The 23,560-nt window shown below is 56.9% G+C and carries 25 protein-coding genes; 17 read left to right on the top strand and 8 right to left on the bottom strand.

Annotation, left to right across the window (positions count from 1 at the left end; genetic code table 11):
* Positions 1-24: 24 nt before the first annotated feature.
* The 4 genes from ACR0L9_RS09080 (at position 25) to dapD (ending at position 3,211) form a co-directional block, all read left to right on the top strand.
* Entirely contained in the window at positions 25-624 is a 600-nt protein-coding gene (locus ACR0L9_RS09080) for a GntR family transcriptional regulator (protein WP_170425930.1), read from the top strand.
* A 115-nt stretch (positions 625-739) separates the two neighbouring features.
* Positions 740-1,333, top strand: a complete 594-nt coding sequence (locus tag ACR0L9_RS09075; RefSeq protein ID WP_480895464.1) for a biotin transporter BioY — start codon at positions 740-742, stop codon at positions 1,331-1,333.
* A complete protein-coding gene (gene bioB / locus ACR0L9_RS09070; protein WP_480895463.1) occupies positions 1,326-2,291 on the top strand; it encodes a biotin synthase BioB in 966 nt (321 codons plus the stop codon). The genes ACR0L9_RS09075 and bioB overlap by 8 nt, the downstream gene beginning before the upstream one ends.
* A 92-nt stretch (positions 2,292-2,383) precedes the next feature.
* Positions 2,384-3,211 (top strand): 2,3,4,5-tetrahydropyridine-2,6-dicarboxylate N-succinyltransferase, encoded by an 828-nt coding sequence (gene dapD, locus ACR0L9_RS09065; RefSeq protein ID WP_170399035.1) that lies wholly within the window; start codon positions 2,384-2,386, stop codon positions 3,209-3,211.
* A gap of 52 nt (positions 3,212-3,263) precedes the next feature.
* Here the strand turns inward: dapD and ACR0L9_RS09060 are convergent, their stop codons facing one another.
* Positions 3,264-4,457 (bottom strand): aromatic ring-hydroxylating oxygenase subunit alpha, encoded by a 1,194-nt coding sequence (locus ACR0L9_RS09060; RefSeq protein WP_480895462.1) that lies wholly within the window; start codon positions 4,455-4,457, stop codon positions 3,264-3,266.
* Positions 4,458-4,587: 130 nt separating this feature from the next.
* Here ACR0L9_RS09060 and ACR0L9_RS09055 point away from each other — a divergent pair, with 130 nt between their 5' ends.
* Genes ACR0L9_RS09055 through ACR0L9_RS09045 form a run of 3 tightly spaced genes read left to right on the top strand, consistent with a single transcriptional unit; the run spans position 4,588 to position 5,805 of the window.
* On the top strand, positions 4,588-4,830 hold the full coding sequence (locus ACR0L9_RS09055) for a hypothetical protein (protein ID WP_480454429.1): 243 nt from the start codon (positions 4,588-4,590) through the stop codon (positions 4,828-4,830).
* Complete coding sequence (locus ACR0L9_RS09050; RefSeq protein ID WP_170514906.1) at positions 4,830-5,423, top strand: TetR/AcrR family transcriptional regulator; 594 nt, start codon at positions 4,830-4,832, stop codon at positions 5,421-5,423. The genes ACR0L9_RS09055 and ACR0L9_RS09050 overlap by 1 nt, the downstream gene beginning before the upstream one ends.
* 37 nt (positions 5,424-5,460) lie before the next feature.
* On the top strand, positions 5,461-5,805 hold the full coding sequence (locus tag ACR0L9_RS09045; RefSeq protein WP_170399025.1) for a hypothetical protein: 345 nt from the start codon (positions 5,461-5,463) through the stop codon (positions 5,803-5,805).
* Here the strand turns inward: ACR0L9_RS09045 and ACR0L9_RS09040 are convergent.
* Complete coding sequence (locus tag ACR0L9_RS09040; RefSeq protein ID WP_480735057.1) at positions 5,802-6,860, bottom strand: transporter substrate-binding domain-containing protein; 1,059 nt, start codon at positions 6,858-6,860, stop codon at positions 5,802-5,804. The two genes, ACR0L9_RS09045 and ACR0L9_RS09040, sit on opposite strands and share 4 nt — an antisense overlap.
* Positions 6,861-7,067: 207 nt before the next feature.
* Between ACR0L9_RS09040 and dapE the strand changes: the two genes are divergently transcribed.
* From dapE to rnr, 3 genes are read left to right on the top strand one after another with little or no spacing between them, the layout of a single operon-like run.
* Complete coding sequence (gene dapE / locus ACR0L9_RS09035; protein WP_480895461.1) at positions 7,068-8,207, top strand: succinyl-diaminopimelate desuccinylase; 1,140 nt, start codon at positions 7,068-7,070, stop codon at positions 8,205-8,207.
* A gap of 3 nt (positions 8,208-8,210) precedes the next feature.
* Complete coding sequence (locus ACR0L9_RS09030) at positions 8,211-8,786, top strand: TIGR04282 family arsenosugar biosynthesis glycosyltransferase (RefSeq protein ID WP_170406802.1); 576 nt, start codon at positions 8,211-8,213, stop codon at positions 8,784-8,786.
* 57 nt (positions 8,787-8,843) lie between these two features.
* Positions 8,844-11,102, top strand: coding sequence for a ribonuclease R (gene rnr, locus ACR0L9_RS09025; RefSeq protein WP_480895460.1), 2,259 nt, complete (start codon positions 8,844-8,846; stop codon positions 11,100-11,102).
* Here the strand turns inward: rnr and ACR0L9_RS09020 are convergent.
* Positions 11,093-11,479: a DUF1801 domain-containing protein gene (locus ACR0L9_RS09020; protein ID WP_170508952.1), complete on the bottom strand. Its 387-nt coding sequence runs from the start codon at positions 11,477-11,479 to the stop codon at positions 11,093-11,095. The genes rnr and ACR0L9_RS09020 overlap by 10 nt on opposite strands.
* Entirely contained in the window at positions 11,476-12,174 is a 699-nt protein-coding gene (locus ACR0L9_RS09015) for a glutathione S-transferase family protein (RefSeq protein ID WP_480562283.1), read from the bottom strand. The genes ACR0L9_RS09020 and ACR0L9_RS09015 overlap by 4 nt, the downstream gene beginning before the upstream one ends.
* A gap of 82 nt (positions 12,175-12,256) precedes the next feature.
* On the opposite strand from ACR0L9_RS09015, the gene ACR0L9_RS09010 reads away from it, so the two are divergent.
* Together ACR0L9_RS09010 and ACR0L9_RS09005 are read left to right on the top strand one after the other, a co-directional pair.
* A complete protein-coding gene (locus tag ACR0L9_RS09010; RefSeq protein WP_170818395.1) occupies positions 12,257-12,964 on the top strand; it encodes a helix-turn-helix transcriptional regulator in 708 nt (235 codons plus the stop codon).
* A gap of 70 nt (positions 12,965-13,034) precedes the next feature.
* The gene (locus ACR0L9_RS09005) at positions 13,035-14,351 is read left to right on the top strand and encodes a lytic murein transglycosylase (RefSeq protein WP_170818396.1); all 1,317 of its coding nucleotides are present in this window, start codon (positions 13,035-13,037) and stop codon (positions 14,349-14,351) included.
* A 40-nt stretch (positions 14,352-14,391) separates the two neighbouring features.
* Here the strand turns inward: ACR0L9_RS09005 and ACR0L9_RS09000 are convergent, their stop codons facing one another.
* Both ACR0L9_RS09000 and ACR0L9_RS08995 read right to left on the bottom strand, forming a co-directional pair.
* The gene (locus tag ACR0L9_RS09000) at positions 14,392-15,789 is read right to left on the bottom strand and encodes an aspartate aminotransferase family protein (protein WP_480895459.1); all 1,398 of its coding nucleotides are present in this window, start codon (positions 15,787-15,789) and stop codon (positions 14,392-14,394) included.
* Positions 15,790-15,864: 75 nt separating this feature from the next.
* A complete protein-coding gene (locus ACR0L9_RS08995; RefSeq protein WP_480895458.1) occupies positions 15,865-16,548 on the bottom strand; it encodes a GntR family transcriptional regulator in 684 nt (227 codons plus the stop codon).
* Positions 16,549-16,688: 140 nt separating this feature from the next.
* Between ACR0L9_RS08995 and ACR0L9_RS08990 the strand changes: the two genes are divergently transcribed.
* The 5 genes from ACR0L9_RS08990 (at position 16,689) to ACR0L9_RS08970 (ending at position 21,975) form a co-directional block, all read left to right on the top strand.
* Entirely contained in the window at positions 16,689-17,774 is a 1,086-nt protein-coding gene (locus ACR0L9_RS08990; protein WP_170398992.1) for a polyamine ABC transporter substrate-binding protein, read from the top strand.
* Between the two features lie 70 nt (positions 17,775-17,844).
* Positions 17,845-18,972 carry an ABC transporter ATP-binding protein gene (locus ACR0L9_RS08985; protein ID WP_170425908.1) on the top strand — a complete coding sequence of 376 codons (1,128 nt, stop codon included), beginning with the start codon at positions 17,845-17,847 and terminating at the stop codon, positions 18,970-18,972.
* Positions 18,972-19,862 (top strand): ABC transporter permease subunit, encoded by an 891-nt coding sequence (locus tag ACR0L9_RS08980; protein WP_480895457.1) that lies wholly within the window; start codon positions 18,972-18,974, stop codon positions 19,860-19,862. The genes ACR0L9_RS08985 and ACR0L9_RS08980 overlap by 1 nt, the downstream gene beginning before the upstream one ends.
* Entirely contained in the window at positions 19,859-20,677 is an 819-nt protein-coding gene (locus tag ACR0L9_RS08975) for an ABC transporter permease (RefSeq protein ID WP_480895456.1), read from the top strand. The genes ACR0L9_RS08980 and ACR0L9_RS08975 overlap by 4 nt, the downstream gene beginning before the upstream one ends.
* Positions 20,674-21,975, top strand: coding sequence for an NAD(P)/FAD-dependent oxidoreductase (locus ACR0L9_RS08970; RefSeq protein WP_480895454.1), 1,302 nt, complete (start codon positions 20,674-20,676; stop codon positions 21,973-21,975). The genes ACR0L9_RS08975 and ACR0L9_RS08970 overlap by 4 nt, the downstream gene beginning before the upstream one ends.
* Here ACR0L9_RS08970 and ACR0L9_RS08965 read toward each other — a convergent pair.
* Positions 21,970-22,899 carry a phosphotransferase gene (locus ACR0L9_RS08965; protein ID WP_480895453.1) on the bottom strand — a complete coding sequence of 310 codons (930 nt, stop codon included), beginning with the start codon at positions 22,897-22,899 and terminating at the stop codon, positions 21,970-21,972. The genes ACR0L9_RS08970 and ACR0L9_RS08965 overlap by 6 nt on opposite strands.
* Positions 22,892-23,557, bottom strand: a complete 666-nt coding sequence (locus ACR0L9_RS08960) for a flagellar hook capping FlgD N-terminal domain-containing protein (RefSeq protein WP_480895452.1) — start codon at positions 23,555-23,557, stop codon at positions 22,892-22,894. Before ACR0L9_RS08960 ends, ACR0L9_RS08965 begins: the two co-directional genes overlap by 8 nt.
* Positions 23,558-23,560 lie beyond the last annotated feature (3 nt).

Genomic DNA, 23,560 nt, shown 5'->3' with positions numbered 1-23,560 from the left:
GTTCATGGATTTTATCTATAATTCATGACCGCAACCATTGCCGACACAATCTATAATGCCCTGAGCCAGAAAATCATCACCGGCGATCTTCCTGCCGGTGAAAAGCTGCGTCAGGACCATATCGCGCGCGACTTTGAGACCAGCCATGTGCCGGTGCGCGAAGCACTGCTGCGGCTTGAGGCGCATGGATTGGCCAAAAGCGAACCGCGAAAGGGCATGCGCGTCACCGCGTTGGACCCTGCCGAAGTGCGTGAAGTGATCGAAATGCGTGTCGCGCTGGAAACGCTGGCGATGCAGCATTCCGTGCAAAATATGACGCCCGCTGCTCTGAAAGTGGCTGATGATGCGCGAAAGGCATGTGATCAGGCTGAAAACATGCCTCAATGGGAGGCGCGGAACAGGGTCTTTCATCGTGCCATCCTGACACCTTGCGGGTTGCCCCGTCTTTTGCATGCTGTCGATGATCTGCACATTGCCAGTGCCAGGCACCTATTTGCACATTGGCGGCCCAAATGGGTGCAGCGCGTCGATACGGATCACGCTGCGATCATTCAGGCGCTGAAGAGTAAAGACGTTTCCGCCGCAACCTCGATACTTGTGCGCCATATCCGTCGTGCAAGCTGATACTTTCTGCCTTTGAAACGACGATCTGTGCCTTCTCAGAAGATTTGACTTGATTTTTAATAGATAAAAATGATGATCAATTCCGAATCTATGTAATATTATCTATAAAAAGAGAATGACGATGAAAGCCACTCTGCAATCCACCCTCCCGGCCGCCGGAGTAATAACCCCTGCGGGTCAGATCCTTCGTGTCGCGTTGGGTATTCTTCTTTTGACCGCCAGTGCAAAAGTCCAGGTGCCATTTTGGCCTGTGCCCATGACCCTTCAAGTCGCCGCCGTCATGGCTATCGCCGCGGCATTTGGGCTGCGTCTCGGTTCTGCAACCGTGATCGGTTACATGGTTGCCGGGGCAGTGGGTTTGCCGGTGTTTGCCGGAACGCCCGAAAAAGGCATTGGGCTGGCCTATATGATGGGCGGAACCGGAGGTTATTTGCTGGGTTTCGTGGTCGCCTCGGTCATGGTTGGATGGGCCGCGGACAATCTGCGCAAACTGTTTCTGGTTCCGGCGATGCTGGCTGGGCTTGCGGTGATCTATGCGCTGGGTCTGGGTTGGTTGGCTCAGTTCGTGCCTGCAGACAAGGTTCTGGTTTACGGTTTCAGCCCTTTCATTCTGGGTGATCTCGTGAAGATTGCATTGGCAGCCGTTCTAGTGATTGGCCTGCCGACGGGTCTGATGCAGAAAATCCGTGGGCCGCAGCCTGATGCTTGATACCGGGCAAGATATCCGCAGCGATTGGACCGTGGATGAAGTGGAGGCGCTGATGCGCCTCCCAATGTTGGATCTGGTAGGTCGCGCAAATGTAATTCACCGGACGTATCACGATCCAAACGACATCCAAAAAGCCAGCCTGCTGTCGATAAAAACCGGAAGCTGTCCCGAGGATTGCGCCTATTGCCCGCAATCCGCTCATCATCGCGAGGTCGAGCTGACCAAGGAAAAGCTCATGAACCCTGCGCATGTCATCTCGCTTGCCAAACGGGCGTGCGATGCGGGGGCTGAACGGTTTTGCATGGGTGCTGCATGGCGTCAGGTGCGCGACGGCGAAGAATTCGACAATGTGCTGGACATGGTGCAGGGCGTGCGCGATCTGGGCATGGAGGCTTGCGTGACCCTGGGCATGCTCAAGCCACATCAGGCCAAACGATTGGCTGAGGCGGGACTTACGGCGTACAATCATAACCTGGATACTTCGCCGGAATTCTATGGCGAGATTATTGGAACTCGTACCTATCAGGATCGTTTGGAGACCCTCAGCTATTGCCGGGACGAAGGTATTGATCTGTGCTGCGGCGGCATTATCGGTATGGGTGAAAGCCTGCGGGATCGTGCCTCGTTGTTGCAGGTCCTTGCGAATTTTGACCCGCATCCCGAAAGCGTACCGATAAACGCGCTGATCCCGATCAAAGGCACGCCGCTGGCGCATCTAGAAAAAGTAGGCATTTTTGATCTGGTGCGCATGGTTGCGACCGCGCGGATCGCCATGCCGCAAACACGGGTGCGCCTGTCGGCAGGACGGTCGGACTTTTCAACTGCCGAGCAGGCTTTGTGCTTTCTGGCTGGTGCAAATTCGGTTTTCTACGGCGATGTGTTGCTGACCGCACCCAATGCCGGAACCCAAAATGACCGGGATATGTTTGCCGCACTCAGCGCACTTACCGATGATTGACGCAAACCGAGGTATCCGCGTCGCATTGCGCCATGGGTCTCGCTTGCGTATAGGCCACATCAACGTGAACAGATTCTCTAGGGAGACGCCCCATGTCCAATGCGCAACTGGAAGCCGCCATCGAAGCCGCCTGGGAAGTACGTGACACAATCACCCCTGCGACCACCGGCGAGCAACGAGAAGCAATCGAAGACACGCTGAGCGCGCTGGACAGCGGTTCGCTGCGGGTGGCTGAAAAGCTCGACAGTGGTGATTGGCACGTGAACCAGTGGGCGAAAAAAGCAGTTCTGCTGGGGTTCCGCATCAAGGACATGGAAATCCAGACCGGAGGCCCGCAAGACGGCGGCTGGTGGGATAAGGTCGACAGCAAGTTCGCCGGCTGGGGAGAGAACCAGTGGCGCGCAGCAGGGTTCCGCGCCGTGCCAAACTGTGTGGTCCGCAAGTCGGCCTATGTCGCACCTGGTGTGGTGCTGATGCCCTCGTTCGTGAACCTTGGCGCTTATGTCGATGAAGGCACGATGGTTGATACCTGGGCCACCGTTGGTTCCTGCGCGCAGATCGGCAAGAACGTGCACTTGTCGGGCGGCGTCGGCATTGGAGGCGTACTGGAGCCGATGCAGGCCGGTCCGACCATTATCGAGGACAACTGCTTTATCGGTGCGCGTTCGGAAGTGGTCGAAGGCTGCATCGTCCGCGAGGGTTCGGTTCTGGGCATGGGCGTATTCATCGGTAAATCCACCAAGATCGTGGACCGCGAAACCGGTGAAGTCATGTATGGCGAGGTTCCGCCCTATTCGGTGGTTGTTGCGGGCTCGATGCCGTCCAAGAACAATGTAAGCCTGTATTGCGCGGTCATCGTGAAACGCGTCGATGAAAAGACCCGTTCGAAAACTGGGATCAATGAGCTACTGCGCGACTGATCCCCTCGTTTCAGTTTGAATAGGCCGCAGAGTGCATGCTCTGCGGCCTTTCTTATTTTGGCATGAACTCCAGCACTGTTTGCTGAAAGAAATCAATCGCCGCCTCACCTCCGGCCCCTTTGGCCAGAGGGCCGACTTGATATCGGGGCGATTGAAGGGCGCGCTGCATCTTTTCGCACACCCAGACATCCTCGGTCTGAAAATCCCCCGTCTCCAGTGGGTGCAGGGTCCAGTGAGAGGATTTGATCCGACCGGATTCCGGGTCGTATCCGGGTATGTCCGCCGCGCGATGCGTATAGGTGAACCAGCCTTTAGGCGACCAGTTTCTGACCCGCAGAAGTGTTGTGTTGGCATCCACTGGTTCCATGGTCGATATCGAAAACCCCCAGGGGTTTGGCGTCAGGATCGTGGTCGGAAACAGCATGTAGACCCCGCCATAGCCCGGCGTTTCGGCATTCCGTACCGTTTTCAGGCCGGACCCTTTGGCCGAGCTTTCAACAAACTGAGGGATACGATGTTTGACGCCTTCGCGCTCGGTCGACCACCAGACCATGTTTTGGCCAAAAACCTCCCAAAGATTCTTGTCATGGGTTGGCCCGCCCAACGTGTCTTTGTGCAGATAGGCCAGATGATAGCCGTCTATTGCATTTTCAAAGAAGACCTTCCAATTGCAGTTGATCTCATAGACCACGTCGTCGGGGTTCTCTTGTAGCTCGTTTGATGCCAGATCATGAGGCCAAGGTATTTGAGCCAGATCGCCAAGCCACGCGTCAAAGCTTTGATCCGGTTCTGGGTGAACAAAAACAAGGTTGCGGAAGACACCGACTGAGGCACCGAACAACGCGGTTGCCTTCTTGTCCAGGTCCGGAAAGCACTCGCGCTGGGCTGGTACTCCGCGCAAAGCGCCATCCAGATTGTAGACCCAGTTGTGATAAGGGCAGACAATGGTTTTGCCTGCGTTGCCACAGCCTTCCAGCAACTCGGTTCCGCGATGGCGGCATTGGTTGTGGAAGGCGCGCAAGTCGCCATTTGCGTCCCTTATGACGATCAGAGCGTAGGCTCCGGCCTGAATTGTCCTAAAATCGCCGGGTTCGGTGAAATCCATAGTCACGCCGGCAAAACTCCAGCACTTGCTGAACAGGGTTTTCTGTTCGGCCTCATACCAACTGTCCGAGACATATGCCTCACGCGGCAGTTGTTGCTTGGGTTGATCCGGAAGTGCGTCAGGCGGCATTGTCGAGTCCATTTATTGTCAAAAATGATAATCATCAATATTGACAATAAACCTTCGAATGTCCAGATTTCACCTTAAGATTTTTCTGAACCCGCTTGGAGGCAGGATGACTTTTATTCAAACCCTGAGGAATCAAAGGTGGATGACACTGCTAATTCTGGCGGCGCTTCTTGTCTCGACCTTCGCCGGGTATTACGGCCTTTGGGGTCTGTTGTTCATATTTTGGGGGCTCTTGGCGGTGCGCTCGGGGCAGGCCTTCTTGATCGAACCGATAAACCGCGCGACAGATCCGGCACTGTTCTGGTCGCTGACGGGTTTGTGGACCGGTTTGGGCGTTCTCTACGTTCTGGCGGATGTTTTTCCACCAGTTGCGAACGGATTCTGATGCCCCGTCCCAGTATGAAAGACGCCAGATCCGAGCAAATCCTGAACGCATTTATGCGTTGTGTCGCGCGGTATGGGCTGGATGGCTCGACCCTGGCGCGCATATCAGAAGAGGCAGGCGTCGGGCGGCCATTGCTACGCCACTATCTGGGCAACCGGGATGAGATGGTTCGCAAGCTGCTGGATCACGTCCTGAAAGTCTTCGCGGATCAGGTTGAGGCGCTCTTCGACACTCTGCCGTGCACTGATCGGGTTGCAGCGATGCTGGACGCTTTGTTCGGACGCGGTACCTATTCTTCGGAAAGTGCCGCGGTGTTTGCTGCTTTGGTTGCAGCCTCAGAAAGACACGCGGATTTGCGAGAACCCTTGCTTGGGTTTGTCTATGACTTCGAGGCAAGGATCGCTGCTGAAATCATGAACGAACTGCCTGCTGCCAATGTGCAAGGGGTCCAAGCCGTGGCAGCGGGTATGTCCGCAATTTATTTCAATACGGATGCTGTGATGCCATTGCGACCCCGGGCGGAATGGCGCGACACGCAGCGCGTGGCAGCGCAGATGCTGTTGGACCACCTATACGCCAGCACCTGCGACTGAGTTGACCGTGCCATCGGGCCAGCGTATTGCGGGCACTATGGAAAAGCAGAAAAAACCTTCGCGCCAGCAAGTCTATACGTTGTTGGTTCAGATCGGTCGCAAAGATGGCGACGGCCTGCCCGAAGGCGCGACCGGGGCGGCGTTGATGTGTTTTGCCAGCGGCGTGGACGAGGCCGAAGCCGTGCGCGAGACAGTAGCGATCCTGAAGCAGGCCGATACTGCACCTCTGGATGTCACCGGCTATGGCACCCTGGCCGAGCGTGAGGCGCAAGGGCATGATATCGATCCGGATGAGCGGGCATTGATGCAACGGGCGCTGGATGAAAACGCGGTTATCGTGGCACAGATGACACCATTCTTCGGCGACGAGGAAACTGCTTAGTTTCTCACCCCGAACCACTTGCGATAGATTTCGTCATAGGTGCCGTCTTCGCGCAGGGACAGCAGCGCCTGATTGACGTCTTCGACCAATGGCGATCCGGTTGGAAATGCGATCCCATAGTTTTCACGCAGGAAGATGCCCCCGGTCATTGTCGCCATTCTGCGCCCTTCGTGGCTGGCATAATAGGACAGGATCGGAGCGTCGAAAACGACCGCATCCAAATCCTTATTCTCAAACGCGTTCAGCATGTCCTGCAGATCGCCATAGCCGGTATAGTCGATCTCGCGCCGGTTCAGGAAACTGGCGGCGGTTGAATCGGAAATCGTCCCGACCTGTTTGCCGTAAAGGTCGTTGACCGAATTGACGCTGCCGGTGATTGCGTCCACCGTCATCACCGAGGTGATCCGGGCCGTGAAAACGGAGACGATGAATAGGGATGACACCACGAGTACTACACCCAACAGGCGGCCAAACGGGGTGCGCGGCATCCGCTCTTCAAAGCCACCGTTCACCACCAGGTTGAGGGCCCACCAGAACGAAGGGAACCACGCCTCATTCAATTTGCGATCAAAGTAGGGCTGCGCGCGTTTCTCAAAACTCCACATCAGCATGCCGCCACCAAGCAGGATCGCAAAGGCCAGCCCGATGGCGATGAACAATTCCCGAGACAGCAAAGCGTGCAGCAGCGATGGCTGGCGAGCGGCCTCTGACGGGACCATGATCTGTAATCCGGCCTCAAATATCGGTTGTGTGAAATCCATTCGGGTTTCGCGCAAGGCGGTGATCGATATATTCGCGATCGCCAGATCGGCAGAACCATCCTGAACCGCGCCCAACATTTCTCCAAATGTCTCGACGCGGTTGACCGAGTATTCCCAGCCGAGTGATTCAGACAGTGCCGCCAGAAGATCCATCGAGAAACCGGTCTGGGCACCGTCCTCGACAAATGAGAACGGAGGACGGGTTACCGTTGTAACCGTAAGAGACTGGGCCTGGCTTTGCTGCGCAAGAGTCGCGAAAGTCAGGCAGATCAATGCGAATAAGACACGCTTCATGTGGAATCACCTGTTTCGCGGCCCTCTAACGCACTTAAGGGCAGCGCGGCAAGGCAGCCGCTGGGTCAACGCTCATGTTTTGTTGGGGTGCAAAATCAAGCCGCTTGGGCATTCGGTCTCGGAATTCGACTATTCGGGGTTGGCAATCCGGGCAATTCGTTGAATCTGTGCGCGAACACAGGCACCCCTAAGGACAAGAGGCCCAATATGACCGATCCAGTTGAGCTGACAGCAAATCTGATCCGTTGCCCATCGGTCACACCCGATGAAGGCGGGGCTTTGGTCTTGCTGCAGCAAGTGCTGGAGGAGGCCGGATTTTATTGCACTCGCGTAGATCGTGGTGGAATCTGCAACCTCTTCGCCCGATGGGGGCAGAAGGGTCATGCATGCAGCTTTGGCTTTAACGGGCATACGGATGTAGTTCCGGTAGGGGATGAGGCGGCCTGGACCATGCCCCCTTTCGGCGCTGAGGTCCGGGACGGGGTGATGTACGGCAGGGGCGCGACGGATATGAAATCGGGCGTGGCAGCATTTGCGGCAGCGGCTATCGATTTTGTGCGTGACACGCCCCCGGATGGGGCGGTTATCCTGACGATCACAGGTGATGAAGAAGGCGACGCACTGGATGGCACTGTTGCTTTACTGGATCATATGGCCGCAACGGATGAGCGGATGTCGGTTTGTCTGGTGGGCGAACCCACTTGCCCGAACACGATGGGCGAAATGATGAAGATCGGCCGGCGCGGTTCGATGACTGCGTGGTTCACTGTGAGCGGAGTGCAGGGGCATTCGGCCTATCCGCATCGGGCGAAGAACCCGGTGCCCGCGATGGCACGGCTCATGGATCGGCTGGCCAGCCACGAACTGGATCAGGGTACCGACCACTTTGACGCCTCGACCTTGGCGGTTGTCACGATCGACACCGGTAATCTGGCGACAAATGTGATCCCGGCGCAATGTTCTGGGACAGTTAACATCCGGTTCAATGACCTGCATTCCGGGGCCAGTTTGAGCGATTGGTTGCAATCCGAGGCAGCCGCCGTTGCCGAGGCGTTCGGCGTCGATGTCGAGACCCGGATCAAGATCTCAGGCGAAAGCTTTCTGACCCCTCCCGGGCCGCTGTCTGATCTGGTGGCTCATGCTGTTAAGGCAGAAACCAATATCCGTCCCCAGCTTTCGACCTCGGGTGGGACATCGGATGCCCGCTTCATCAAAGACCACTGCCCAGTGGTTGAGTTTGGTCTTGTCGGGCGCACCATGCATCAGGTCGATGAATGTGTCGAAATGGCGCAAATTCATCAACTCAAGGCGATATACACCCGTATTCTGATGGACTACTTCGCCTGATCCATGCAGAAAACGCTGGTCATCATGGTGAAAGAGCCACGTCCAGGGCGGGTCAAGACCCGTTTGGGGCGCGATATCGGCATGGTTGGGGCTGCTTGGTGGTTTCGGCATCAAACGCGATCTCTGATCCGGCATCTGCGTGATCCACGCTGGCAGATTGTACTGGCGGTCTCTCCAAATAGGGAGGGAATGAACAGTCGGGTCTGGCCTGTTGATTTACCCCGGAAGCCTCAGGGGCGCGGAGATCTGGGCGACCGTATGGGGCGGATGTTGCGCGGTGCTCCCGATGGTCCGGTGTGCCTGATCGGTGCGGATATTCCGGGCATCACAAGGGGTCACATTGCGCGGGCCTTTCGCGCGTTGGGCCGGGCTGAGATGGTGTTCGGGCCATCCCCGGATGGCGGCTATTGGTTGGTTGGTGCTCAGCGTTATGGCGCGTTGCCTTCGGGGTTATTCCGCGATGTGCGCTGGTCAACGGAACACGCGTTGAAAGACACACTGAATTCGGTTCGCGGGTGCCGAGTAACGTTGCTGGATCACCTGAGCGATGTGGATACCGTGGCCGATCTGCACGGCTGACATCATGCACCGCTTTTTGACCATGACGCGGTCGCATGCCCGTGCTAGGCCAAACTCATGACACGCATTCCGACCAAGCAAGAGGTCCTCGACTGGATCTCGGCGAACCCTACCCTGACCTCGAAACGTGATATCGCCAAGGCTTTTGGCATCAAGGGCGCGGATCGGATCGACCTGAAGCGCATCCTGAAAGAGCTTGAGGCCGAAGGCCATCTGGAAAAGCGCAAGCGCAGCTATCGTGATCCGGATCGTCTGCCGCCGGTCAGCGTGTTGCAGGTAAAGGCTCCCAACGTAGATGGCGACCTGTTTGCGCGCCCGTTGGAATGGCACGGCGAGGGGGTTGAGCCCATCGTTCTGCTCGTCACGCGTGCCAGCGATCCGGCGCTGGGTGAGGGTGATCGCATTCTGGCCCGCCTGACCGTGGTGCATGAGGAAGATCACAATTACGAAGCCCGCTTGATCCGCCGCATCGGCACCAACCCGCGCAAGATCGTCGGCATTTTTCGCAAAGGGGCCGAGGGCGGACGGATCGTGCCCATCGACAAGGCTGGTCAGACAGAATGGCTGGTCGCGGACGGGGCCGTTCTGGGCGCCAAGGACGGTGAGCTGGTCGAGGCCGAGCAGGCCGGACCCAAGAACCGCATGGGCCTGCCGCGTGCGCGTATTGTTGAACGGCTCGGCGATCCGACCGCGCCCAAGGCTGTCTCATTGATCGCCATCCACCAACACGGTATTCCCGACGATTTCCCGGACAAGGTGATCGAAGAAGCCGACAAAGCCAAACCCGTCGGACTGAAAGGGCGTGAAGACCTGCGGGATATGCCGTTGCTGACCATCGATCCTGCGGATGCACGGGACCACGACGACGCCTGCTATGCCCATGCTGATGACGATCCCAAGAACCCGGGTGGCCATGTGATCTGGGTCGCCATCGCTGACGTCGCTGCCTATGTGAAACCCGGTACGGCTCTGGATCGCGAGGCGCGCAAGCGGGGCAACTCCAGTTACTTTCCGGACCGCGTAGTGCCGATGCTGCCGGATCGCCTGTCCGGCGATCTGTGTTCCCTGCACGAAGGCGTGCCGCGCGCTTGTATTGCCGTGCGGATGCAGATTGATGCCGAAGGCAACAAGATAGGCCACCGGTTCGTGCGCGGCCTGATGCGCTCTGCCGCCTCGCTGAATTATAACGAGGTGCAGGAGGCGATCGACGGCAACCCGAACGACCGCACCGGGCCGCTGTTGGATACGGTGCTGAATCCGCTTTATACCGCGTATGCTGCGCTGAAAAAGGCGCGTTCCGTGCGGCAGCCGCTGGAGCTGGACCTGCCTGAACGCAAAATCGTACTCAGCGATGCGGGTGAGGTGACCAGCGTCGCGTTCCGTGACCGGCTGGATGCGCATAAGCTGATCGAGGAATTCATGATCCTCGCCAATGTCGCCGCTGCCGAGACCCTGATCACCAAACGCCGCCCGCTGCTGTTCCGCGTCCACGAAGAGCCCGCGCCCGAAAAGCTGGAAAGCCTGAGAGAGACGGCGCAGGCGGCGGGATTAAACCTCGCCAAAGGACAGGTATTGCAGACCCGACATTTGAACGCGCTGCTAAACGCTGCTGCTGGTACCGAGGATGCGGAACTGATCAACCTGACGACCCTGCGGTCGATGGCGCAGGCCTATTACAACCCCGAAAATTTCGGCCATTTTGGGCTGGCTCTGCGGAACTATGCGCATTTCACTTCTCCCATCCGGCGCTATGCTGATCTGATCGTGCATCGCGCGCTGATCTCAGCCCATGGCTGGGGCAAGGACGGTTTGACCGAGGATGAGGTTGCACGGTTGGAAGAAACGGCGACCCATATCTCGGATACCGAGCGCCGCTCGATGATGGCCGAGCGCGATACGACTGATCGCTATCTGGCGGCCTATCTCAGCGAGCGGGTCGGCAATGAGTTTTCTGGCCGGATCAGCGGTATTGCCCGGTTCGGTGCCTTCGTGAAGATGGACGAGACCGGAGCGGACGGTCTGGTTCCAGTGCGTTCGCTGGGGCGAGAGTTTTTCCATTTCGACCGAGAGGCCGGGACGCTGATGGGCTCGGACACCGGGCTGATCATCGCCATTGGCCAGCGTGTCACGGTGCGGTTGACCGAGGCGACGCCGGTGACGGGCGGATTGGAATTGGAGTTGTTGTCCATCGATGATCAGGCGCTGCCGCGCGGCCGTGGCCCCGCCAAGCGCGGAACGCGGCGCAAGGCCGCCAGCACCAAGCGCAAGAAGGACAAGATCAAGCGCAAGGTCGAACGCAAACGCCGTCAGAGGTGATAAGTAAGCGCGCGCGCAATCAGCCAGCCATGGCGCGTAGGATCAATCTGATCGGGCCGGTCGAACAGAATCGCGCGATTGCCGTCGATCCGATCCTCTCCAGGAAAGGCGGAGGTAAAATCCCCCATCAGTCGGCTTTGGCAGTGTACGAACAACGCAAAGCAAGCCGCCTTGTGTCCGCCCAAACGAATCGTCGAGCCTTTGGGCGCCAGATAGGCGGGCTGGCCCCACCGCAACGCTTCTTCCAGAGGCTGAGCGCGTGGCAGCGAGGCCGCAGTTTCGAAGATCAACTCGCGCAGCGCTAGTGCCCCATTGCGCGTCTCTTCCGGTAGCGCCTCATAGGCTGCAGCGACTTTTTTGTTCTCAAAGGCTGTCATGATAGCGGGATCGCCTGCTCCATTCGGTCGATATAGCTGTTGAGCAGCTTATCTTGTTTAATCCGACGGGTCAGGGGGGTGTCTGATGGTGTCGCGCGCATCGCCGCCAGCATTGGACCGACGCTCATGTCCGCCGAGGTTGGTTTCTCTCCCATAAGGTAGGGCGATTGCCAAAGATAGGCCGAGATCGCCTCAAAGTCGCGCTCCAGCCGGTCTTGTCGTTCGACGGGCGAAAAGCGGGATACACCTTGAAACGCGAGCCCCTTGAGAACGGATTTCCGGATCGAATTCGAAACCGGCTTGCGGATCAGTGCGGGAATGACGGTAAAGAATGTATCGCGCAGGATTGGCCAAACCTCATCATTGGCCCAACGGTCCTGCACGACATGAAAGTAAAGGTGTTCCTCGGCCATGCGGACCAGTGCGCGGGACTGGGCTTTTTGCAGGTCGGTCAGGCCAGCATCGAAATCGGCCCCCTGAGCCTCAAGCCAGTCGCGGATCAGGTCGCTGTCCGGAATCAGACGTTCAGGCGTGCGAAGAACCGGCAGCTTCTGGTGTGGCATCTTGCGTGGGTCCAGCAGATCGGACCGTTGCCAGCGCAGGCCCGCGTTTTGAAGCATCAGGGCCGTTTTCACACAGAATGGGCTGGCGCTGAACAGGCCAAAGGCGGAGGGGAAGGTGAGAAGGGTCAGCATCATCAGCTCCATAGTTGGGACGCCTGATGGATACGCCGGACTGATGACAGATTCTGACATTAGACTTAGAGTAGAATATACTATGTCCCGCACCGCCCGTCTTTTTCAGTTGATGCAGGCCCTACGATCTGGCCCCTCGCCCAGAACGTCGGTTCAATTGGCGCAGGATCTAGGCGTTTCGCCGCGCACAGTGCACCGGGATATCGATGCATTGCGTGGCCTCGGGGCGATAATCGACGGAGAGGCCGGGTTCGGGTTCACCCTAATCGAGGATGCGACCCTACCGCCGTTGGGTTTCACCAATGACGAGCTCGAAGCGCTGGTGTTGGGCTTGCGTGAGGTGCAATTGATCGGAGACCCGGCGCTGTCGGATGCTGCAAGCGCGGCCCTACGCAAGCTGCAGGGCCGGTTGCCGCAGCGCCAGTCGCATCGGCTGAGCCATGCTGTTCTGACCGCCACGCGATTTGACAGGCCAGCCGTGCCAACAATTGACGTTGCCATTTTACGCCAAGCCGCGTGGGATGAACGCGTGATCGAGTTCGCCTATACCGATGTCAAAGGCGCAGACACCCGTCGTCGGGTCAATCCGCTGAGCATCGTCTATATGGACCGTGCCAGCGTATTGCTGAGTTGGTGCCACCTGCGACAGGATTTCCGAGTGTTTCGGCTGGATCGTATGCAGGGCATGGATGTGACCGAGGATAGCTTCCGACCCAATCGCGTATCGCTGTTGCGTGATGCCATTGCGCGTATTCGCGCGGAACGTGAGGAACAGGATCAGGAAACCTGACGTTCTGCGTTTTGAGAAATCCCGATTGTGCGCTATCATCGGCTCCGAGCAGTAATCAGGATAAAACGGAATGCGTAAGTGTGTAGGTGGCGTTATGACCGCCGCATTATGGGCATCCATCGTGCAGGCGGATACAACAGAAAATTCGATACGGCCTCTGGCCCGACCTATGGTCGACAATGTGCAACTGGCCTCGGCGGATGTGACGGTCTCGGTACGGCCCGTGCTGCGGCCTAAGGTCGAGGTGCAACGTGTATCGGCAGACGGGAATGCCCGATTTCAGGCTTGGCTGGGGGCATTTCGCAAGCGGGCGCAAGAGCAGGGCATCTCGGTCAATACGCTGGATCGGGCGTTGGCTGGGGTGACCTATGACAGTGACATCATCAAACGCGATCGCAATCAGGCGGAGTTTTCCAAACCGATCTGGGAATATCTGGACGGAGCGGTTTCAAAAACGCGGATTTCCAACGGTCGCGTTGGACTAGACAAGCACCGCGAGACTTTGACCCGGATCGAAGCCCAGTACGGCGTCGAAAAAGAGGTCGTGACCGCGATCTGGGGTCTTGAGACTTCGTTCGGCACCTACCGAGGAAGCAAGCAAACCATTCGGTCGCTGGCGACTTTGGCCTTTGATGCTCGACGAGCAAGCTTTTTTGAGGAACAGCTGATCGCCGCGTTGCAGATACTGCAGGCAGGGGATGTCGACCCTAAGAATATGGTTGGCAGTTGGGCTGGGGCGATGGGGCATACACAGTTCATGCCGACCTCGTTTCTTGATTACGCGGTTGATTTCGATGGAGATGGGCGTCGCGAGATCTGGTCGGATAATCCAACTGATGCCTTAGCATCAGCCGCTTCTTATTTGGCAAAACATGGATGGACCAAAGGCCAACCTTGGGGGGTCGAAGTGCAACTACCATCCGACTTTGACTACGCCAATGCGCGGCGAGATTTCACTCTGATGCCGTCGGAATGGGCGGCCCGTGGGGTTCTTGCTTACTCGGGCAAGGCAGTGCCCGATCACGGGCAAGCAGCAATCTTGTTACCGGCGGGTGGTCGGGGTGTCGCCCTGATGATCTTCAATAATTTCAAAGTGATCGAGGCCTACAACGGCGCCGATGCCTATGTGATCGGCATCGGGCATCTGTCCGACCGGCTTGCAGGAGGCTCTCCGTTTGAGGCCGATTGGCCGCGTGGCGATCGCGTATTGAGCTTTACTGAAAAGAAAGAACTACAGCGTCGGCTGACTCAGGCGGGCTTCGATACACAAGGGATCGATGGGCGCACCGGGCCAAATACGATTAACGCGGTGCGCGCGTTTCAGGTTGCTCAGGGGTTGATCCCGGATGGATACCCGTCGCTCGGCCTGCTGGAAAGGATGCGCTGATAATTAGGGCGGCCCACTTGGGTCGCCCATGATCTAATGATCAGGACGCAGGCTTCATCAGACCTTTTTCGTTGATTTCAACCAACGCATCATCCAACGATTTTTGAATGCGCACGAACATCTCGTCGATTTCGGCCGGGGTAATGACCAACGGCGGAGAGATGACCAAGCGGTCGTCCACATGACGCATAATCAGATTGTTTTTGAAGCAATGTTCGCGGCAGATATATCCGATCGTGCCGGGATCTGATGCGAACTTGGCTCGGCTTGCCTTTTCAGGCGTCAATGCGATGGACCCCATCAAGCCTGCGATCTTTGCCTCTCCGACCAGCGGATGCTCGACCAATGCGTCCCATTTCTTTTTCATATAGGGCGCGGCCACGTTGCGCACATGATCGACGACGTTTTCTTCTTCGAGGATGCGCAGATTTTCGAGCGCAACTGCTGCGGCAACCGGGTGGCCGGAATAGGTGTAGCCATGGTTGAACTCGGTGGCGCTGATGACACGGGCGACTTCGTCGCAGACGATCGATCCGCCAATAGGTGCATAGCCTGAGCTAAGGCCCTTGGCGATTGTCATGATATGCGGTTTGATCCCGACGGTTTGCGAGCCGAACCAGTTGCCGGTTCGGCCAAACCCGCAGATCACCTCATCCGCGATCAGCAGTATATCGTACTTGTCGCAGATGCGCTGAATTTCGGGCCAATATGTGTCGGGTGCGATGATCACGCCGCCTGCGCCCTGCACAGGTTCGGCGATAAAGGCAGCGACGCGATCTTCGCCCAGTTCCTGAATGGCTTCTTCCAGCTCGCGCGCGCGGGCAAGGCCGAATTCCTCGGGGCTCATATCGCCGCCTTCCGCCCACCAGTTCGGCTGGTTGATATGGTGGATATTCGGGATTGGAATGCCGCCCTGCGCATGCATTCCTGCCATGCCACCCAACGACGCCGATCCAACAGAGGAACCGTGATAGGCATTCTTGCGGCTGATGATGATGTTCTTGTCCGGCTGACCTTTTTCGGCCCAATAGGTGCGCACTAGACGGATGTTGGTGTCGTTGGCCTCGGACCCGCTTCCGGCAAAGAAGACATGGTTCAGATCACCTGGCGCAAGCTCAGCCAGTTTTGCAGCCAGCGCAATGGCGGGCGTATGGGTCGTCTTGAAGAAAGTATTATAGTACGGCAGCTCGCGCATTTGACGTGCGGCTGCATCGGCCAGCTCGTCGCGGCCATATCCGATATTCACGCACCACAATCCGGCCATACCATCCAGAATTTCATGACCTTCGCTATCGGTCAGATAGACGCCCTTGGCACGGGTGATGACCCTGACACCTTCGTCTGCCAGCGACTCATTGGTTGAAAAAGGATGCAGATGGTGTGCTGCGTCCAGCGCCTGCAATTCGGCAGTGGGCATGTGATTGGTGATGGTGGACATCTCGGATTCTCCAGCAAGCGTCGTTGCCAGATAGAATATGATCAAATTTTATGCTGTCAATCGAATCGCTGGTTTCTAGGTGCTTGGCAAAGCATCGCCCATCATTCCCATACCCTGCTCAATGTCCTGCGCTGTTGCTAACGCGGCCTTTTCTGCATCTCGCTCACGTAGCGCGGCAATAATGTCTTTGTGTCTGTCGGGCAGGCTTTGAGTGCCGAAGCGACCGCAAACGATGCGCAACGAAGGGCCGAATCGCAGCCATAGCCGTTCGGCTAGATCAACAAGTATCGGAGCGTCCGCATGGGAATACAAAGATTGGTGAAAGGCGTGGTTCAAACGCAGGTAACCCCCTACGTCCCCATCCGCGATCATATTGTCCAATCGTTGATCCAGCTGCTCAAGATAGTCGATCTCGGTTATAGATATGTTCTTTGTGGATCGCCTGGAAAGCTCTGTTTCTATTGAAATTCTTGCAAAAATCATCTGCTCGATGTCGTTGGCTGAAAGCAGCGGGACGCTCACGCGACGATTGCCCTGAAAAATGAGCGCGCCGTCGGAAATCAGACGGCGTATTGCCTCGCGCACCGGAGTCATGCCGACACCAAGCGAATCAGTCAGGCCCTGGATCGTGACCGGCTGCCCGGGCACGAGATCGCCAAACAGAATCTGGGATTTCAGTGTCCGATAGACCTGTTCGTGCGCTGGGCGTTTTTCTTCATCTACCGGAGGTGTACCTGCTTTATTTTTGATCAAATCCAAAAGGTTTGCCCCAATCCAAGTGTTTCTGTCTTGCCAGAATCTTCACCTATTCCGACCATAGGTGAAACCGCCATGAAACGCAAAACTTGATCAAATCCAAAAAAAGGTCAAAATGGCCGCACAGTTGCAGGGAGAAAAATATGAAACTGAAAACGCTGGGGATGACAGCGATCGTCGCATTGGGGACTTCGGCCGCGTTTGCTGAAGAAGTGCGCGTCTATAACTGGTCCGACTACATCGACGAAGATCTGCTGAGCAAATTCGAAGAAGAAACAGGGCTAACCCTGATCTACGATGTGTTCGACAGCAACGAGGTTCTGGAAACAAAAATGCTGGCCGGTGGGTCAGGCTATGATGTGGTTGTGCCTTCAGGTACGTTCCTACAACGCCAGATCCAGGCCGGCGCATTCCAGGAACTGGATGCCGCCAAGCTGTCGAATGCAGGCAACCTATGGGATGTGATCCAGGAACGAACCGCAGGGTATGACCCCAACAACGCCTACTCGATCAACTATATGTGGGGCACGACAGGTATCGGGTTGAATGTCGGCAAGGTCAAAGAAGTGCTGGGCGACGATGTTGCGCTTAACAGCATGGATCTGGTGCTCAAGCCCGAGAACATGGAAAAGCTGGCCTCGTGTGGGGTGCATTTCCTCGACGCACCGTCTGAGATCATTCCGATGGTGCTGCAGTATATCGGCGAAGACCCTGACAGCCACGACACAGACGTAATTGGGAAAACCGAAGAGATTCTGACCAGTGTGCGCCCGTATGTTCAGAAATTCCATAGTTCGGAATACATCAATGCGCTCGCCAATGGTGATATCTGCGTTGCTGTCGGCTGGTCGGGCGACATCTTGCAGGCACGCGACCGTGCGGCGGAAGCGGATAACGGCGTGGAAATTGAATACCATCCCTTTGCGGAAGGCTCGCTGATGTGGTTTGACCAGATGGCTATTCCGGTCGACGCACCAAACCCCGAAGGCGCGCACCAGTTCCTGAACTTTATCCTGGATGCCAACAACATGGCTGCGGCGTCGAACTATGTGTACTACGCCAACGGCAACAAGGCCTCGCAGGAGTTTCTTGAAGAGGACGTGATCGGTGATCCGGCGATCTATCCGGATGATGCGACCATGCAGAACCTCTACATCACCACACCTTATCCGGCAAAGACCCAGCGGGTGGTGACACGTCTCTGGACCAAAGTGAAATCAGGCACCTGATCTGATCATAGCGCAAGGCGGGCCCACTGCCTTGCGCCATTTTTATCCTGACCGATAAACGGGGGCCGCCTTGAATTCTGAAGTCTTTGCGCCGTGGGATGACCCGCAGGCGAAACCCTTGATCCAGTTCCAGAACGTCACCAAGCGTTTTGGCGCATTCACCGCAATCGACAATCTTTCATTGGATATCTACGAGCGTGAGTTCTTTGCGCTGCTCGGCCCGTCGGGCTGCGGCAAGACCACGATGATGCGGATGCTGGCCGGATTCGAAACCCCCACCGATGGTCACATCCTTCTGGGTGGACAGGATATCGACCCGATCCCGCCCAACAAACGGGCGGTAAACATGATGTTTCAGTCGTATGCGCTGTTTCCTCATCTCAGCATCTGGGACAACATCGCCTTTGGCCTGCGCCGGGACAACATGCCCAAGCGCGATCTGGAAGAGCGGGTCGATGAGATGCTGCGCCTAACCCGGCTGGAACAGTTCGCACGCCGCAAGCCGCACCAGATCTCGGGTGGTCAACGCCAACGCGTTGCGCTGGCCCGGTCATTGGCCAAAGCACCAAAACTGCTATTGCTCGACGAACCTTTGGGCGCTTTGGATAAGAAACTCCGTCAGGATACTCAGTTCGAGTTGATGGACATTCAGGAAAAAACCGGCACGACCTTTGTCATCGTGACGCACGATCAGGAAGAGGCGATGACCGTTGCCAGCCGAGTGGCCGTGATGGATCAGGGCAAACTGATGCAAGTGGCAACCCCAGATCGCATCTATGAGACGCCAAACTCGGTTTATGTTGCTGATTTCATTGGGGATGTGAATATCATTGAGGGACGCGCTACCGCAGCAGGCGACGAAAGCTATCAGATTGAGTGGGCAGAAGGGCAGCCCCCGTTAGCGGCGTCTTCTGCGACCCAACTGTCCAATGGTCAGAGCTGTCATCTGGCGATCCGGCCTGAAAAGGTCGCGATCTCTGCCGAGCGCCCGGTCGATGCAATTAACGCCATTCAGGGCAAGGTGCATGACATCGCCTATCTGGGCAACTTGTCGACCTATCATGTCGAACTGCCAAACGGCACGATTATAAAAGCGCAAACAGCGAATACCCGCCGCATCTCGCGCCGCTCATTCACCTGGGAAGACCCGGTTTGGCTGTCCTGGACAGCGACTGCCGCAGTTCTGCTGGAAAACTGATGCGCCGCGCTGTTCTTATCGTTGTCCCGTATGTCTGGTTGCTGGCACTGTTCTTGGTGCCGTTCTTTATCGTCCTAAAGATATCGCTTTCAGACACCGCACTTGCCATTCCGCCCTACACTCCGACGCTGGACCTGTCCGCAGGTTGGGCGGGTATCAGGGATTTCTTCAGCCAGCTTGATCTGGAAAACTTTGTCTGGCTGACTGAAGATGATCTTTATTGGAAGGCCTATCTGTCCAGCGTAAAGATCGCGCTGATCTCAACGGTGTTGACGCTGATTGTCGGGTATCCAATCGCATATGCGATGGCGCGCGCACCTGAAGAGTGGCGACCTACATTCATGATGCTGGTCATCCTGCCGTTCTGGACTTCGTTTCTGATCCGGGTCTACGCATGGATGGGTATCCTCAGCAACGAAGGCTATCTGAACCAATTGTTGCTGTGGACGGGCATCATCTCGACCCCGTTGACCATTCTGAACACGAATACCGCAGTTTATATCGGTATCGTTTATACCTACCTACCTTTTATGATCCTGCCGATTTATTCGTCGCTTGAACGGATGGACGGGTCGCTGATCGAAGCCGCCGAAGACCTTGGGTGTTCGCGACTGCAGGCATTCTGGTTGATCACAATCCCCTTGTCGCGCCCCGGTATTATCGCGGGCTGCTTCCTCGTGATGATTCCGGTGATTGGGGAATTCGTAATCCCCTCGCTACTGGGCGGATCGGGGACCTTGATGATCGGTAAGGTGCTGTGGGAAGAGTTCTTCTCGAACCGCGATTGGCCCGTCGCCAGCGCGGTGGCCGTGGTTCTGTTGCTCATCCTCGTGATCCCGATTGTGCTGTTCCAGCGCAACCAGCAAAAGCAGACGGAGGCAGAACAATGAACAGGCTGAGCTGGTTCAACACTGTCTCACTGACGCTGGGATTTGCCTTTCTGTATATCCCGATGATCATCCTGATCATCTTCAGCTTCAACGAAAGCAAGCTTGTCACTGTTTGGGCCGGTTTTTCGACCAAATGGTACGGCGAGTTGATGCAGAACGAAGCCTTTCTTGATGCAGCCTGGGTCACGCTGCGCGTTGCCGTATTCTCATCAACGCTGGCCACGATTCTGGGCACCGCAGCGGCCTATGTTCTGGTACGCGGTGGGCGGTTCTTTGGGCGAACACTGTTTTCCGGGATGATCTATGCCCCGCTCGTGATGCCCGAAGTGATCACGGGTCTGTCGCTGCTGTTGTTGTTCATTGGCATCGGATTGGACCGGGGGATCTTGACCATCGTTCTGGCGCACACGACGTTTTCGATGTGTTTTGTCTCGGTCGTCGTATCCTCGCGTCTTGTGACCTTTGATCGGTCGTTGGAAGAGGCGGCGCTGGATCTGGGCTGCTCTCCGGCGCAGGCGTTTCGCTTGGTCACCCTGCCAATCATCGCTCCGGCGGTGATTTCAGGATGGCTGCTGGCTTTCACCCTGTCGCTGGATGACCTAGTGATTGCTTCGTTTACATCTGGGCCTTCTGCCACCACCTTGCCGATCAAGATTTTCTCGGCTGTGCGTTTGGGCGTCAGTCCCGAGATCAATGCGCTGTCAACATTAATGATCACGGTTGTCACGGTGGGCGTTATTACCGCGTCCCTGGTGACCAAGCGGGCGATGGTTAGGCAGAAACAGGATGAGTTGGCCGCGGCAAGCACTGAATGAGGCGTATATTTCCTGATTATGCCTACGGCCCCGCGCCACGCGCGGGGTGTTGGTGGGATGAGACGATCGCGACCCCTGCTTGGCCAAAGCTCGAAGACGATATCAGCGTTGATGTCGCCGTCATTGGGGGCGGGTTTACCGGCTTGTCCGCCGCATTGCATCTGTCCGAGGCAGGGGTTTCGGTCGCTGTGTTCGAGGCGGAAACACCGGGCTGGGGGGCGTCCGGTCGAAACGGGGGCTTTTGTTGTCTGGGCGGGTCAAAGCTCAGCAAGGCTGGCCTGACCCGTCGCTATGGTCAGGTGGCAACGCAGGCCTATTACCAAGCGGAAGAAGACGCCGTTTCACTGGTTGCTGACCTTCTGCGTGATAACCAAATCGACGCCGAAACGCATTCCAAGGGTGAAACTCAACTGGCCCATTCACGGCGCGCGATGGAACGATTGCGCCGGTCGGCCGATCCGGCCGGACAATTACATGAGATTGACGATCTGCAGGGCCTCGGGCTGGGTGGGGCGTTTTTCGGCGGCTATACAACGCCAATTGGCTTTGCCCTGAACCCCCGAAAGTATCTGTTCGGTTTGGCTGGCGCCGCCCAGGCAAAGGGCTCAACTCTGTTCCAGAACAGCCCGATCACGCAGATCAAACAGACCGCCTCGGGATTCGTGCTGACCTCGCCTGCGGGTCGCGTTCGTGCTTCGAAGGTTCTGGTGTGCACAAATGGCTACTCAAGCGAGGATCTGCCGCCCTGGTTGGCCGCGCGTTATTTGCCTGCACAGTCAACGGTTATTGTGACGCGGCCTCTGACTGATGTCGAGCTGCAGGCGCAAGGCTGGACGTCGGATCAGATGGCCTATGACACGCGTAATTTATTGCACTATTTCCGATTGATGCCTGATCGACGATTTCTGTTCGGGACACGAGGGGGGCTGCTATCATCTCCTGGGGCTGAGGCGCGCATTCGGCAAAAAGCTTTCAGGGATTTCAAGGGGCTATTCCCCGCCTGGAACAGTGTCGATGTCACACATACGTGGTCCGGCTTGGTTTGCCTTGCCCGCAACCTCGTGCCCTTTGTTGGCCCGGTTGCTGAGCATCCGGGGATGTTTGCAGGATTTGCTTACCACGGCAATGGCGTGGCGATGGGAACATATTGCGGTCGTGCTTTGGCGCGACTGGTGCTGGGGCAATCCGCAGACATCCCGTCCCCTATTGCGGGTACGCCGGGGCGGTTTCCTTTTGGCCGTTGGCGTCGCGCTGTCATGCCGCCAGCCTATGCGTATCTGGGTCTGGCGGACCTATAAGGCCTCAACTTCCAACTCATACCCAATGGCATAATCAGCCGCACCGTTTTCGGCCCGCCAAAGACAATAAGCGGCCATGCGCCAGGCAAACCAAGGCCTCAATGACAGATAGCGTTCGGAGATATCGGGTTGGTCGTAGGCCTTAAGAAACAGCGTCTCTTCGGCCTCGGACAAGGGCGCGCCTCGATAGAGTTTCTGCATCGCAGGTGAAAGGAATATCGCCAAGTCTTCACATGGGTCACCGAAGGCCGGGCATTGCCAATCGATCAGCGTCAGCCCATTCTCCGACTGTAGGATGTTTCCTGCGACAGGATCGCCATGGATCAGGCGCCGATCGGATAACGGTGGGACATGGGCCAGAGGTTTTTTTGCAAACAATGATCGCCGCTCTTCCGCGTGGCAATCAGCCAGAATTTGACACGCGTGCTGTTCCAGATCTTCGCTGCCATTGCAGCCGTTAGGGAGGTCCAGATTGACCGGAATTTGGTGCAACCTTCCAAGCAGATGGGCCACGCCCGAAACATCGTCCTGCCAAGGGACGCCCGGTGCGTGGTCATAGTAGACCCAGCTGTCGTCTCCAAAGGAACCCGTGGCACGTAAATTGGGCACGAAGCCAAAGCTGTTGAGCGTGCGCAGACATTCTGACTCAAGCCGGGCATCGTTGCGAAACAAGGGGTTCTGAAACCCGGTGCTGTATAACTTCAGAACGGCATCACTATTGCCGGACAAAACCTTCCAGACATGATTGGTCCGCCCACCGTACAACACCTCGAAGGTCACGTCGTGGCGGATCAAACCTTGGGTGCTGAGCTGGGCAACAAGACCCGGGGGAGGTTGGTGATGATCAGACAGGAGAGATACCGGTTTAGGGGGCGAGTCGCGATGCACCAAGCTTTGGCCCGCCTTGCCTTCTAGATCAAGCACCCGTGCGGATTTGCGTGACCATTTCGGCGAACACCTCTGCACCGCTCTCCAGTTTCAGGATGATGCCACCTTCGCTGACCTGTGCCTCTACCACCCGACCGAAGGCAGATGCGGGCGTGCTGGTTAGTAACTCACCTCTTTCGAAGCTCTCCAATGTGGCTGAGTAACTGCCAGCGGGAAAGGGATCACCGGCACTGCTGACCCCGGCCCACTCGAATTCGGCCTTATCAGTAGGCACAGGGATGCGATCGACAATGGTGCCCTGGTCGTTGCGGATGACCAACTCGGCCCGGTCGGCAGTAGGTTCGGCCTGAGCAAAAATCGGAACAGGCTGATCTACAAAGCGAAACGGTGCATCGGTTTTGACATTCATCCCAACCCACCCGGTGAGCTGATTAAGATCGACTGCCCCCATTGTCAGCGCGAGACCAGACAGAAGCTCATTGGCTTTGACTTGTTGTTCGACCATCGAGAATTGCGCCAGCTGAGAGGCATATTCGGAGGAATCCAGAGGTTCAAGCGGATCCTGATTGCGCGCCTGCACGGTCAGCATGCGCAGAAAGGTCTCGAAATCTGACGTCAGTGCCGAGCGTTCCGAATTGTTGTTTGCGCCGGGATTTGCACCCGTTGCGGTCACTGAATTGGTCGCTGAAATCATCAA

It is taken from the genome of Ruegeria sp. I3, assembly GCF_056532525.1.
Note: the sequence above shows the minus strand (reverse complement) of the source record. Positions and strands in the feature narration are given on the sequence as shown.

What these genes read in the sequence shown, in the direction of transcription:
- ACR0L9_RS08975 (WP_480895456.1), top strand. Translation starts at nt 19,859, where the DNA reads ATGAACAGGCTGAGCTGGTTCAACACTGTCTCACTGACGCTGGGATTT.
- ACR0L9_RS09055 (WP_480454429.1), top strand. Translation starts at nt 4,588, where the DNA reads ATGACACTGCTAATTCTGGCGGCGCTTCTTGTCTCGACCTTCGCCGGG.
- ACR0L9_RS09020 (WP_170508952.1), bottom strand. Translation starts at nt 11,479, where the DNA reads ATGACAGCCTTTGAGAACAAAAAAGTCGCTGCAGCCTATGAGGCGCTA.
- rnr (WP_480895460.1), top strand. Translation starts at nt 8,844, where the DNA reads ATGACACGCATTCCGACCAAGCAAGAGGTCCTCGACTGGATCTCGGCG.
- ACR0L9_RS09000 (WP_480895459.1), bottom strand. Translation starts at nt 15,789, where the DNA reads ATGTCCACCATCACCAATCACATGCCCACTGCCGAATTGCAGGCGCTG.
- ACR0L9_RS09015 (WP_480562283.1), bottom strand. Translation starts at nt 12,174, where the DNA reads ATGCTGACCCTTCTCACCTTCCCCTCCGCCTTTGGCCTGTTCAGCGCC.
- ACR0L9_RS09060 (WP_480895462.1), bottom strand. Translation starts at nt 4,457, where the DNA reads ATGGACTCGACAATGCCGCCTGACGCACTTCCGGATCAACCCAAGCAA.
- ACR0L9_RS08970 (WP_480895454.1), top strand. Translation starts at nt 20,674, where the DNA reads ATGAGGCGTATATTTCCTGATTATGCCTACGGCCCCGCGCCACGCGCG.
- ACR0L9_RS09005 (WP_170818396.1), top strand. Translation starts at nt 13,035, where the DNA reads ATGCGTAAGTGTGTAGGTGGCGTTATGACCGCCGCATTATGGGCATCC.
- dapD (WP_170399035.1), top strand. Translation starts at nt 2,384, where the DNA reads ATGTCCAATGCGCAACTGGAAGCCGCCATCGAAGCCGCCTGGGAAGTA.
- ACR0L9_RS09050 (WP_170514906.1), top strand. Translation starts at nt 4,830, where the DNA reads ATGCCCCGTCCCAGTATGAAAGACGCCAGATCCGAGCAAATCCTGAAC.
- bioB (WP_480895463.1), top strand. Translation starts at nt 1,326, where the DNA reads ATGCTTGATACCGGGCAAGATATCCGCAGCGATTGGACCGTGGATGAA.
- ACR0L9_RS08960 (WP_480895452.1), bottom strand. Translation starts at nt 23,557, where the DNA reads ATGATTTCAGCGACCAATTCAGTGACCGCAACGGGTGCAAATCCCGGC.
- dapE (WP_480895461.1), top strand. Translation starts at nt 7,068, where the DNA reads ATGACCGATCCAGTTGAGCTGACAGCAAATCTGATCCGTTGCCCATCG.
- ACR0L9_RS09040 (WP_480735057.1), bottom strand. Translation starts at nt 6,860, where the DNA reads ATGAAGCGTGTCTTATTCGCATTGATCTGCCTGACTTTCGCGACTCTT.
- ACR0L9_RS09075 (WP_480895464.1), top strand. Translation starts at nt 740, where the DNA reads ATGACGATGAAAGCCACTCTGCAATCCACCCTCCCGGCCGCCGGAGTA.
- ACR0L9_RS08980 (WP_480895457.1), top strand. Translation starts at nt 18,972, where the DNA reads ATGCGCCGCGCTGTTCTTATCGTTGTCCCGTATGTCTGGTTGCTGGCA.
- ACR0L9_RS09080 (WP_170425930.1), top strand. Translation starts at nt 25, where the DNA reads ATGACCGCAACCATTGCCGACACAATCTATAATGCCCTGAGCCAGAAA.
- ACR0L9_RS09045 (WP_170399025.1), top strand. Translation starts at nt 5,461, where the DNA reads ATGGAAAAGCAGAAAAAACCTTCGCGCCAGCAAGTCTATACGTTGTTG.
- ACR0L9_RS08990 (WP_170398992.1), top strand. Translation starts at nt 16,689, where the DNA reads ATGAAACTGAAAACGCTGGGGATGACAGCGATCGTCGCATTGGGGACT.
- ACR0L9_RS09030 (WP_170406802.1), top strand. Translation starts at nt 8,211, where the DNA reads ATGCAGAAAACGCTGGTCATCATGGTGAAAGAGCCACGTCCAGGGCGG.
- ACR0L9_RS09010 (WP_170818395.1), top strand. Translation starts at nt 12,257, where the DNA reads ATGTCCCGCACCGCCCGTCTTTTTCAGTTGATGCAGGCCCTACGATCT.